Origin of the sequence: Paenibacillus sp. S02 (assembly GCF_019454065.1) — a bacterium.
GTDB lineage: Bacteria > Bacillota > Bacilli > Paenibacillales > Paenibacillaceae > Paenibacillus > Paenibacillus polymyxa_B.
Genome location: NZ_CP073682.1, coordinates 1,257,662 through 1,268,891, shown reverse-complemented (window position 1 = coordinate 1,268,891; position 11,230 = coordinate 1,257,662). Strand labels below are relative to the sequence as shown.

The following is an 11,230-nucleotide window of genomic DNA, read 5'->3' as shown; positions in this document are numbered from 1 at the left end:
CGGAGCGACCTCCCCACCACCATAACTCCCTATCTCGTTTACCAAACCAAACCAAACTTAAGGAGCCTTATCCATATGACCGGAAGAACACCCGAAGAAATGACCGACGTTACCCTGCTTGGCAATCAAGGCACACAATACACGTTTGCCTATGATCCCGCCATTCTCGAAAGTTTTGATAACAAACATCCGTATCGGGATTATTTTGTAAAGTTCAATTGCCCGGAGTTCACCAGCCTGTGCCCGATTACAGGACAGCCTGATTTTGCAACCATCTACATCAGCTACATTCCCGATATTAAAATGGTAGAAAGCAAGTCCCTTAAGCTGTACCTGTTCAGCTTCCGTAATCACGGCGATTTCCATGAAGACTGCGTCAATATCATCATGAATGACTTGATTAAGCTGATGGACCCTCGCTACATTGAAGTATGGGGCAAATTCACGCCACGCGGCGGCATCTCTATCGACCCGTACACCAACTACGGCAAGCCAGGAACGAAGTACGAACAGATAGCGGAGCACCGCATGATGAACCATGATATGTACCCGGAAAAGATCGATAACCGTTAAGCTAATAACTCTTCTGACATAGCGTAAATATCAAGGGGTTGTCCTAAAGTCATCAAATGACAAGGGACAGCACCTTGGTTGTACTAAAAGGATGCTGTGCATGCTCGTGGCGTTACACATTCAGATCAAATCTTGATTTTTTATATTCATTCGGTGTTTTACCCATAACTTCTCTAAAAGCTTTTCTGAAAGATTTCTCGTTTGGAAACCCGACCTCGTAAGAAATTTCTGTAAGTGACTTATTGGTTGAATCCAGTAAATCAATCGCCTTCTCCAAACAAAGAATTTGCTTGTATTCGGTAAACGTCTGGCCTGTATATTCATGAAACATTCGCGACAAATAAGCCTCCGAATAACCGCAGATATGGGCCGTTTTGGCCAGGCTAATATTTTCAGTATAATGCTCTTTAATAAAGTCCATGATTGTCTTTATCTTTCGTTGCTTTTCACTAAATACTTTCGGTGGAGCGTCTGTTGCCTGACTAAAATGATTGACAAGCAAATATTTCAGTTCAATAATTCGGCTTTGCTCTAAAATGTAGTCGTATTTGCTTTTGGAAATATGTAGATCATATATATCCATAAACAATCCTCTTAATTTAGAGATTATAGTATCTTCAACTTGTTTCTCTTGCGTGTTTAATTGGATGATTACTTGTTCATTGGCAAAGAAAGTGTCTGGAAATTGCAGCACAATGACTTGGTTCTCCGTAATGCTCTGCGTGGAATGCGGAACATTGCTGTTAATGAATAGCGCATCCTTTTCCATCAAAATAGTTATTTTTCCTTCATGCCACACCTTTAGACTTCCACTAGTACAGTAGATCAACTCCATATTGCTGTGAAAATGCATAGGAATGACTCTTTCTGTATCTCTGGATTGGAACATAAAAAGGTTAATCATTTTTTTTCTGTCTATTTCGATATGTTCATATATTTTTTTCATCACCACACCTCATCAGCCAGCCATGAGTGATCCATCTGTATTCTATATTAAGCAATAAACTCTTATACTAATACTCATACTATACCGATAGTAAAATGCCCGGACAAGCAGAATCTATTCAACGGACCAAAATAAAAAAGAAGGCAGTTCTTCCCGAAAACGGGATAATGAACAGCCTTCCTTAGCCTGCTTGCAACTCGGCAAGCAAAACATGTTACCCTACACATTCCTGCAACTGATACATTCTAACTTCACCTACATTGTCTCCTGCCTCAAGCAATACATTGCGTTGGTCTGCATCTTCTATGAAATAACGCAGGGAAAACACTTCTTCGCCCTCGTTAACAAATAATTCCAAACTTGAGCTTTCAATGAATATTTGCATTTCTGCAAGCTTATTATTTAATGTTGCTTTTCTGTACTCCCTCTCACCAGTCAACCAGTTTGTTCTCCAAACTGTCAGACTATTTTGTTCCCAATCATAGTCAATTTGTACAGCATCCCTAATGATCATTTTAAAGTTTTCTGTGAGTAAGGAAAAATGAACAATGAGCTCCGCTTGTGTAGAAGGCAGTAACCACTCACTGTTATTTTGAATTTCCCCTTTGTAATGCATGTCATCCAGTCTTAACAATTGTAATTCCGGCAATGGTTTCTGGTACAACACACCGTTCATCAATACCACTTCTCTAGGAAGTGTCAATGCATGAATCCAGCCCTCCTGAATGGTCGGAACAGCTCTCTCCGCTTCCTCATTCATGGCGCTCATCCATCCGAACATAATGGTTCTGTCATTAACCTTAAATGATTGTGGCGCGTAAAAATCAAATCCTCGATCAAGCTCTTTAAAATCGGAAAGGTTGCCGTTGAATTTGCCTGTATTCGATAATTTGCCAACAATATAACCAGATTGATTAGGATTTTTATAATATTCGCCTCTCTCCGGTAAACCCTGAGGAGAGAAAACAAAAACATCATTTTCGGCAAAGTGAAGTACATCCGGACATTCCCACATATATCCAAATTGATGGTCGTGATCAACAAATGATCCTTGGCATTCCCATTCGGACAAATTTTTAGATTTGTAGATAAGCGTATCTCCAGTCAAATCTTCTCTCTGAGCACCAACAATCAACCACCAGTTCCCGTGTTGGTCTCTCCATACTTTCGGATCTCGAACATGCCGGGTATAACCTTTGGGGTGCTCAAACAATGGACCTATTTTTTGAAAATACTCGCCATCCTCCGAAATCGCGGCGCATTGATAACTTTCTTTTACTCCATCATCTCGGATTACATTTCCTGTATAAAACAGATACAGCTTTTCATGATGAACAATGCCCCCGCCCGAATAGATGCCATCCTTGTCATACCATTCCGAAGGCTCCAGCGCGACACTTTTCCTTTGCCAGTGCACCAGATCGCTGGAAACAACATGGCCCCAGCATTTATTTTTATGCTCAGTTCCTTTTGGATTCCACTGATAGAACACATGATATTGATGATTGAAATAGGCAAGTCCATTAGGGTCATTGAGCAAACCGTAAGGAGGAGTAATATGATATTTCAGGTTATAAGCGTCGCTTTTATTCATGCTCATCCTCCGGTAAAAAAACAAAACTAAAACTCAGCAAAATTTCCTGCGAGCTTGACCCGATATAAATATCAAATTCGCCGGGTTCACTTTTGTATTGCATTTCACGATCATAAAATTTAAGCATCTCTTCATGAATTGAAAATTCGATATTTTGGGTCTCGCCACTTTGCAAAAAAACTTTTTTAAAGTCTTTTAATTCTTTCACAGGCCTTGCAACACTTGCAAATTTATCGCGAATGTATAATTGGATCGTTTCCTTTCCATCATAAATTCCAGTGTTGGTAACAGAAATACGGATATCAACTGACTCATTTTTTTTCATTTCTTTTTGGCTAATTGTTAATAGACTGTATTCAAATGAGGTATAGGATTTACCATAGCCAAACGGATACAAGGGTTCATTCACTTCATCAATATATCGAGACGCAAACCGATAAGAACCATTTTCCTTTAAATTTGGTCTTCCTGTATTCAACTCATTGTAGGATATCGGAATTTGTCCAACGCTTCGTGGAAAGGTCATGGCTAATTTCCCCGATGGATTGACTTCCCCATACAGTATATTGGCCAATGCTTCTCCGCCCATCGTTCCTGGATACCAGGCTTGAACAATAGCGTCAACTTTTCCGGCTACTTCGGTAAGAATCAAAGGTCTTCCGCTATAAACGATCAGAACCATCTTTTTGCCCAGTAAACTTAATTCATGGAGCAGTTTCAATTGCGGCTTAGGAAGCGTCGGGTTCGTTCGCGATCCCCCTTCTCCGCTCTGATAAATACTTTCTCCCAAGGTGAGGACAATGACATCCGCTTCGTTAGCATTCCGGATCGCTTCGCGCAGCAGGGCCTCCTCATCGACTGTTTCAGCAGCCAGCTTGTCCGCATATTTGCCAAGGGCTTCTCTCGCATTAGTTGGGAGCATATGCGCCCCTTTGCAAACCGAGAGATTGTCGGGATCAACATGCTTTAATAATCCCATTTTCAAATTGACGGTATCCGCCTCATCCCCCTTAATGGCCCACATGCCCAGGGTGGAGTTTTCATCTGCGTAAGGACCGATTAAAGCTACTTTGGTATGTTTAGACAATGGCAGTAGTTCATCTTCATTTTTCAGCAAGACTACGGATTCTTCAGCCAAGGACAGCGCGGCTTTTTTATGTTCATCTGACAGAATACTGTTTCTCGACCGCTGAACGGTTTCCTGTAATCCGCGGAACGGGTCCTCAAAAAGTCCCAAATCATTTTTTAGCTTTAAAACACGGTATACCGCTTCATTCAACAGCTCCAGCATATGCTCGTTATCCGATACTACTTTCTCCAATTGATTGGCGTATACTGCTGTCTTCATATCCACATCAACACCAGCCAACAATGCCAGCCTTGCGGCGGAAGCCTCATCTTCGGCATAACCGTGCATGATCAGTTCTTCTATAGCGGCGTAATCCGAGATCAACACACCATCAAAATTCATTTCTCGTCTTAGCACGTCGCGGTTAAGCCACTCGTTTCCTGTCGCAGGGACGCCGTTCAAGGTATTAAAGGCCGTCATAACAAGCTTTGCCCCCGCCTCGATTGCAGCTTGATACCCTGGCAAATAATATTCTCGCAGCGTATGCTCCGACATATCCACGGCGTTATACTCACGTCCAGCGACAGGTGCCCCATAAGCGGCAAAATGCTTGACGCAAGCGGCAATTTTATTGGCTGGTATGATCCCTTCCAAGTTTCTTCCCTGTATCCCCTGAACCATGCTTTCAGCGTATTTCTTCGCTAGCAAAGTATCCTCTCCAGGCGATTCCATCACCCGCCCCCAACGGGGATCTCTAACGATATCTACCATGGGGGAAAAGGTCACGTGAACACCTTCGTCGTAACATTCCTGGGCAGCAATCGAACCCGCATGTTCTATATCCTCATAATTCCAACTACATGCTTGTGCAATCGGAATCGGGAAGATAGTTCGATACCCATAGATAATATCTGCCATGAACAGTAGCGGAATTTTATGAATCGATTTTTCCAAATAATCCGTTTGCAACTGGATAATTTTTTCCGGGTTAGTGATGTTCAATATGGATCCTGTGTTATATATATTGTAGCCGGCGTTTAACCCTAATTTTTTTAAAGGCCCCGTCACAACAGTGTCTATATCCCCTTCAAAAAAATCACCGGTCAGTTGGATGAGCTGGCCTATTTTCTCTTCTATTGAAAGGCTGTCCAATTTCTTAAGCAGTGTGTTGTTGTCCATGATTCTCCCCACATCATTTTATTTGTTATCTGTTTTTTCTTTAATCCCAAAGATCCACGTTAGCGCAAATGCTACAGCAAAGCCGATTACACAAACTAAAATATAAAGAAATATCTGATTGTTCAGGTACAATAACATTCCAGGTAGGGCTGTAATCGACATACCCGTTGCTTGAATATTAAATATACGTGCGAAGAAACCACCAACCGCTCCTCCAATCAAGCCCATCATGAACGGTTTGCCATATCGAATGTTCACCCCAAAGATAGCGGGTTCTGTAATGCCCAACAACGCAGACAAGGTAGAAGGATAAGCAATGGATTTGGTTTTTACATTTTTGGATTTTAGACCAACAGCTAGCGCAGCACCCGCTTGTGCGCAAATCGACGCCGAACTGATTGGGTTTACCATATTCCAACCATTGCCCACTAACATCTGTATTTCAATCAGGTTTAAGGCATGGTGCAGTCCGGTAACTACAATAATCTGATTGATGCCACCGTAAATAAATCCGCCGATGCCGTATGGTAATTTCAAAATGGCGGTAACAGCCATTAATATTAAAGTTTCCACCTCGTGAAAAATGGGACCAATTACGAACAATCCCAGTACCAGTGTTATTAATAATGTCAAAAACGGTGTTAGAATTAAGTCCAATGCATCGGGGACTGATTTTCTGATTTTCTTCTCCAGCATAGCCCCCACGACACCTATTATGAAAGCAGGCAGAACCGAGCCCTGATAGCCTGCAATTTTAATGAATCCGAAAAACACTAGTGGTTCCTGAACTTTTTGGGCGACATCCCAGGATGTAGGCAACGATGGACTCACTAACATTAATCCAATCAAAATCCCCAATAGTGGCGATCCACCAAACACTCGGAATGCCGACCAACATACCAACACGGGTAAAAATGCAAAAGCTGTATCAGTCAATATTTGCGTAAACAATATGAAATTCGCAGAAATATGATCAGGTGTAAGTCCAAATAACTGGAGCAGTGCAGGCTGAGTTACTAAGCCTCTAACTCCCATGAATAATCCTGTAGCTACCAATGCGGGCATAATCGGAACAAATACATCCCCGAAAACTCGGATCATTCTTTTGAACCGATTATCATCTTGGGTGGAGGCCATTTCTTTCAAATCAGCTTTTGATGTAGCAGATATGCTTTGATCAACCATGGCATCGTATACTTTATTTACAGTACCGGTTCCAAAAATAATTTGATATTGCCCAGAGGTAAAGAAAACGCCTTTGGCCTTATCAATATTCTCAATAAATTCATCATCAATAATTTCTCTATCTTTTACAATCAGCCTCAGCCGTGTGGCACAATGTGCCATGGATATAATATTGTCTTCTCCGCCAAGCCCTTTAATGACATCTTGGGCTATTTTAACGTATTCCTTTTCAAGACTCATCAGTCTCTTCCTTTCCTCTGTTCCTCTTAGTTAGTCTGAATCGTTTGAAACTTTGATCAAATATGCTTCTTAAGAATATCATGACTGCGCTTTCAAACAGCGGGATTATTTTACTACATTAAGGTCAAATTTTGACCTTTTTATACTCTTGATTAATTATGATGAAACAATAAAGTGCACCCTAGAATACATACTGGAATAACCTTCTGGTTTATCCCCATGTATTTTAAAGGTGCACTTCAATTGTTGTATAGAGAGTTAATTACGTTTTACTTAGTGACTTTCAACTGAGCACTGTCAGCTGTATAGATAACCTTCACTTTATAATTGCTTGGTAAACCTACTGTTTCAATCGAAGAAAATGCTCCATTCCGTTTACCATAAGTTAAGATCGTAGCACCATTAGCCGGTACATATTTGTTAGAAAAATTCAGACGTAATTTTCCGTTGAGTATGGCTGTTCCCTTCATTTTGAGCACATCATTTTTACTGCGCAGGTTGAGCTCAAGTGTTCCCTTGGCAGATTGTCTGTAATTTCCGCCAATAATCAGCTTTCCAGTAGCATTTTTAAGAAGAGTTCCCCCGTTATTCGTAACTCCACCACTTCCGAAAGCCGTTTCTGTATTTCCCTCCAGAGTACCTTGTTCGATCTGTGTACCGCCGGAATACGTATTATTGCCCATTAGCTTCAAAGTACCTGTTCCCTTTTTAGTCAGCTTTCCAACACCGGAGATATTGTTGCGCCAGCGATCCAGTGCATTGAAACCGCCTTTGGAAGCGTCCATATTCACCGTCACATTATTGGCGAAAGCACCATAGCCATCCGCAGCGGAAAACAGGTTCAATCGTCCCCATCCCTCAGCATCATCAAGTACAGGATAGCCGGAAGGAATCCCCGTGGTAGCCAAAACCCAACGACGTTGTGTGCTATCCAGGTAAGGCAAGCGTGTCTCCAATAGTACCTCCGCTCCCTTAGGCACTGTCATTGGCGTCGTAGTTGGATTAACCTGACTGAATCCGTATGTTAATCGTTGATTATAATTTTTTTTGTTTGTGGCATAATTGCTGAACCGATCTGGAGCTGTACCTTTTTGAGACAGCAGTTGTTTACGAGCATCCTGATAAGCCGCTTTCTTCAAACTGCTATTGGCTGGATCAGACAGGATAGCAGTAGCCATCGCCGTTGCCATGACACGCCCTCCCATAACATCAAGCGGGGAGTGCATACCGGCAACAACACGGTTATTGCCCAGCTCCGAAGCTCGTGTCAGCAGTTCCTGATAACGCTCCGGCACGGCATAGGCCATAGCAATAGAACTGAGATACGCAGCATTGGTATGACCGCTAGGAAAGCCCCCATCGCTAGTAGCATCAGCTTTGAGAGCAGGAATAAGGCTCGGAACAACCACTGAGTTATCACTCCAGCGAAACGGACGAGGATAGCTAAAGTAAGACTTAGCCGGGTTCGTCGTAGAGTATTCCCCGCGCAAGGTATTTACCAGATTTACAATGTTGCCGAGATTGGAGCTTGTACTCCCGGCATTCGTTCCCTCATCTTCGTATTTCTTAGTCAGGGCATCTGCCGGAATATCGTTGATCGTTGTCGTGGCACCTGCATTCTTTCGATATACATCAGTGAGCGAACCCAGACCGTCGATCACACTGTAGCTCTGGTTTCTACGATCATCCAAATAAGCCGCATCGGCCTCACTGGAAGTGCGACGGGCAGCCATATCAATTACTTTTTGAATATTGGCATCCAGCACGCTGCTGTTTAGCTTGGTACCTGTATCCCAAGTAGCGCCGGGAGTCCAAAGCTTATTAAATTCGGAGAGCAACCCGAGGGTCGGATTAGAGCTTTCCGTCTTATTGGCAGAACTATTATTTTTATAATGATCTACGAAATATCCCCACGATGGTTCTGTTGGAGTTACCGTTGTTGGTAGGGTTGCCGCACTCGCATAACTTCCACCCAGGGAACCTAGAAGTAATGGTAAAGATAGTAATGCAACTGATAGTGGTTTCCTTAGCGATTTCATTCTCAAATCAGATCCTCTCTTCTCTTGTGCTCTTCATACTTTCACTACGAAGCTATTATCTATATAACAAGATGTATGACATAAAGAATCATATCTTAAGTTTGTTAAATCAAGAGCTTAGTTTTGTTAAATGAAAAAAAGGCATCCCAAGAGCCGTATATACGACTCTGGAGACACCTCGTTCAAACCGTTATAGAAAACCAGCTACCCTACAGCCATACTTCTATGACTTTGCCATTCACGAAAGCTACCGCCTTGAAATAAAGACTTCGGTTGCCGTATACCCAGGCTTCGACTTGAGTTCCGTTTGAAGCAGCCCCCTTTTCTCTGACTGTTGGGTTTCCCCATGCGAACTGCACCTGAGTCGTATTCATGCCCAAGCTTACCTCATTATTTTTAATCTTGTTCCAGATGGCTTGCGACCATTGGTATTTCTTGTACGGATCGTAAGTCAGAAATTGATCGGAATCAGACAGCATTTGTGGAATGCGTGAAGCTCCGATGATGGAAAACGTGTTATAAGTTTCGCCATTGGCCCCCTGGAAAATAACTTCGTAAGATTTAACACCGTTCGGGTCCGTGCTGACTTCGATATCTTTAACTGTTACCTTGCCAAATCGCTCTCCAGCGCTATAGAAGTTATTGACCCAATAGGTTTTGCCAATTAATTTGGACAGACTGCCCAGATCAATGGCTCTGATAATTTTTGCCGTTTCCGGCGTCTCAATGACCAGCTTGGTAGCGCCCACAGATAATTCTCCTTGCTGACGGTCACGATTCCATTTGAATCCGCCCAACTTCAGGTCGGTCAGTAATGTTCCCGGGAATACAACCTGTCCGTTAACCGTTTGAACCTTGCCCTTCAGTGCAACAGTTTTACCATTCACCATTGCGGTGGAACTCCCTTTTTGGAGTACGATATTGTTTTTACCCAGCTTGATCGTAAAGGTCTGGTTTGCCACGGTAACAGATCCACCCAGCGTCTTGAACACAGACTGCACAGGCAAATACACATTGCCGTTCAGTATAGCCGCCCCGGTCAAGGTTTGATCGGACGATACCTTTAGTGTAAAAGAAGATGGTATTCCTTCGGTCCGCAGAGCTACGGATGTGCTTCCAATGCCCCTTACTTTGAGTGTACCGGAACCATTCTGCTGTAGCTCGGCAACCTGCGGTTTCTCCACTTCAATCTCACTAGCTTCGGGATGACGTATTAGTCGATAACCATTCGAATATGTCTCTTGTACATTTAATTGAATCGTATCGCCGATGGCAGCCTCTTTGGAGGTCGTCAACAAGGACATACCCGTTAATGTAGGCAAGCTCAGCGCAGTCGTGATCCCATCCTTATAGCCGACCCAAGAGCCATCCTTTAATTGTGCAAAAAGCTCGTCAGGCGAATCAACCAACCGTGCAACATTAGATAACCCGCTTAGCTGCACAGCTGGATATTTCTTCATTCGGTCATAGCTCCATACAGTCCCATCATGATGTACAGTAATCAAGACATGTGTACCTTTTTTCCATAAAATCGAAGCAATATCACTTCCCACTTCGCGCGGTGGTTCATTCGTCAGCATATCCAGCATCGTGACATGGCCATCTTCCTTAAGCACTGCAGCATAGGCCGTACTCATTTTGATATCAAGCGCACCATCTACATGACCTATCTTGCGGGGCTTAGATTCTGCGTACCCTGTGGAATACCATACATCACCGGATCGAGTAAGAACCGTAAAGTAGGTACTTACCTTATCACCGTCTATAGCATCCGATATTCCCTCAACCTGTTCTCTTCCCCAGGAGATCGTCCCATCGGTTTTAATAGCCAGACCCTCTCCAGTAATCTCTTTTACTCCTGAGGATTGAGCCGTCACTTTTGGGTCGGTGTTATCATCCCAGATGGCTACCTTCCCGTCCTCAGTCCAGCCATAATAACCTTGGCTCTCGTTTTTGCTGCCTGTAATGCCCTTCAAATTCAATTTCTCAATAACCGGGCCATCTATACTCTTTCTCCATAAAGAACCATCATCCAGTATGTAGTTATTCCGGTCAATCACGTCTATAATTTTAGCATTTTTCCAAGAGTTGTTCGTCGTTACATTTGCCGCTACTGCTGTTTCTCCAGTGTTTAACGTAGTTCCCACCACCGCTCCACATACCATGGATACTGCCAGCAAAATCATCCCTGCTTTTCTCATCGTGGTTCCCCTTTTCTATCTCTATTTCCATATTAGTAACTTGTGCATAATTCCATTCCCAACGCTCAAAAATACAATATATAGACGAACTGGATCACTTCTATCTCTATATTGCTGATTTGAAAAGTGCTCTTGGGACTTATGCAAAATACTCACATATATATCGGTTTTGAGGATGATAAACGTTTGAATTTCGATGTGCCA

General features: G+C 42.8%; 7 protein-coding genes. 1 reads left to right on the top strand and 6 read right to left on the bottom strand.

Translation table 11 applies throughout. The features are described 5' to 3' along the window. Window positions 1-75 precede the first annotated feature (75 nt). A complete protein-coding gene (queF, locus tag KAI36_RS05635; RefSeq protein WP_013309106.1) occupies window positions 76-573 on the top strand; it encodes a preQ(1) synthase in 498 nt (165 codons plus the stop codon). Window positions 574-685: 112 nt separating this feature from the next. Here queF and KAI36_RS05630 read toward each other — a convergent pair whose 3' ends face one another. The 6 genes from KAI36_RS05630 to KAI36_RS05605 form a co-directional block, all read right to left on the bottom strand. Beyond that, window positions 686-1,519 (bottom strand): helix-turn-helix domain-containing protein, encoded by an 834-nt coding sequence (locus KAI36_RS05630; protein WP_220027199.1) that lies wholly within the window; start codon window positions 1,517-1,519, stop codon window positions 686-688. A 214-nt stretch (window positions 1,520-1,733) separates the two neighbouring features. Further along, entirely contained in the window at window positions 1,734-3,113 is a 1,380-nt protein-coding gene (locus tag KAI36_RS05625; RefSeq protein ID WP_220027198.1) for a glycoside hydrolase family 32 protein, read from the bottom strand. Then, window positions 3,106-5,361, bottom strand: a complete 2,256-nt coding sequence (bglX, locus tag KAI36_RS05620; RefSeq protein WP_220027197.1) for a beta-glucosidase BglX — start codon at window positions 5,359-5,361, stop codon at window positions 3,106-3,108. The genes KAI36_RS05625 and bglX overlap by 8 nt, the downstream gene beginning before the upstream one ends. An 18-nt stretch (window positions 5,362-5,379) precedes the next feature. Next, window positions 5,380-6,786 (bottom strand): sucrose-specific PTS transporter subunit IIBC, encoded by a 1,407-nt coding sequence (locus KAI36_RS05615; RefSeq protein WP_220027196.1) that lies wholly within the window; start codon window positions 6,784-6,786, stop codon window positions 5,380-5,382. Window positions 6,787-7,055: 269 nt separating this feature from the next. Continuing rightward, window positions 7,056-8,825 (bottom strand): acid phosphatase, encoded by a 1,770-nt coding sequence (locus tag KAI36_RS05610; RefSeq protein ID WP_220028061.1) that lies wholly within the window; start codon window positions 8,823-8,825, stop codon window positions 7,056-7,058. A gap of 209 nt (window positions 8,826-9,034) precedes the next feature. Next, window positions 9,035-11,026: a stalk domain-containing protein gene (locus KAI36_RS05605; RefSeq protein ID WP_220027195.1), complete on the bottom strand. Its 1,992-nt coding sequence runs from the start codon at window positions 11,024-11,026 to the stop codon at window positions 9,035-9,037. Window positions 11,027-11,230 lie beyond the last annotated feature (204 nt).